This window comes from Desulfogranum marinum (assembly GCF_016918565.1).
In the GTDB taxonomy this organism is placed as follows: Bacteria; Desulfobacterota; Desulfobulbia; order Desulfobulbales; family Desulfobulbaceae; genus Desulfogranum; species Desulfogranum marinum.
Window position 1 is genome coordinate 1 of sequence record NZ_JAFFQD010000137.1, and the last position, 1,072, is coordinate 1,072.

The window sequence follows — 1,072 nt, forward strand, 5'->3', positions numbered from 1 at the left end:
ACCTCCGCCACGGATTGCAGCAGACAAAGCGGCCTGTAAAAAAGCCGTGTAGTGCCGACCTAAAATTGTCGATTATGGAAAAACAGCAAGTTACACGTCCACATGGTCGCGAATTGCGAAAGTCGGGCTAGGTGGTGTGGGGGCTGGGGGAGAGAATCCCCCGGCTACCCGATTGGGATAAACTTATTTTGAGGATTAGGGATGTCGATTCCAGTAATAAACATATGGCTTTCAATAGCTATCTGGCTGCTTGCCGTTGAATTGTGTGTATTGCATGACAAAATTGCCGACTTTAGCAGTGCATGGTATGGACCCACTTATTTGGGGTTCATGATAATCCACGGTTTCACAGCGGCATACGTACTCCGCAGGGTCTGGTTGTTTTTCGAGACTGGCACTTAGTAACGCTCCAAGGATGGCACATACGAAGCCCCCTATGACCTGGAAATACATTGGCTTAGTGGATATTTTGGCTAGGCGCACATTGAGCAAATGTTCCGCGACAATTCGGTGTTTTTGGGACTCAGCATTATTATTGGCATCTTCAATTACTGATGCTAATTCCCAAGCATCCATGTTTTTTAGACGCGTTTCTTCGTCGGTAAATTCGTTAAACCAGAACTCAAACTTATCCCTGACGAATAAGCATTTGAGCCTTGTTAGTAATGATATTTTCATTGTTTTTCCTGGCCCGCTAACCTGTTTTTATCAGGTTAAGCGTTTTGGTTGGGGTAAGGGTTGATGCCTATCACGGAGTAGATGCTAAGGCCCCAACAAGTTGGTAAGTAGTTTCTCTTTATCTACATAGTGTCAGAAATGACTCTGACACAAATTCAGGCAGTTAATTGATACGCTAACTCTTTATCATTCATTATTTACTGGATAAAAAGAAACCTACTATCATGAATTTAAAAGCTTAGTTTTCTCTCTAAAAAAGGTATCCAGAGGTCGAGTAGACCGGCTCCTCTAATACAAAAACAGAGACTCCCATAGCTCGTCTTTCATTTGACGCCTCGCCGCACGCGGCTACTACGTGCCTGCTACTTCGATCTGTTCATATTATTGTCACCGG

Annotated in this window: 1 protein-coding gene; it reads right to left on the reverse strand. The window is 44.0% G+C overall.

Translation table 11 applies throughout. The features are described from left to right. Positions 1-231 precede the first annotated feature (231 nt). Positions 232-678 carry a hypothetical protein gene (locus JWH17_RS23210; protein WP_205225081.1) on the reverse strand — a complete coding sequence of 149 codons (447 nt, stop codon included), beginning with the start codon at positions 676-678 and terminating at the stop codon, positions 232-234. Positions 679-1,072: the final 394 nt, after the last annotated feature.

Excerpts from the sequence above, each read along its gene's own strand:
- JWH17_RS23210 (WP_205225081.1), bottom strand. The coding sequence starts at position 678 with ATGAAAATATCATTACTAACAAGGCTCAAATGCTTATTCGTCAGGGAT.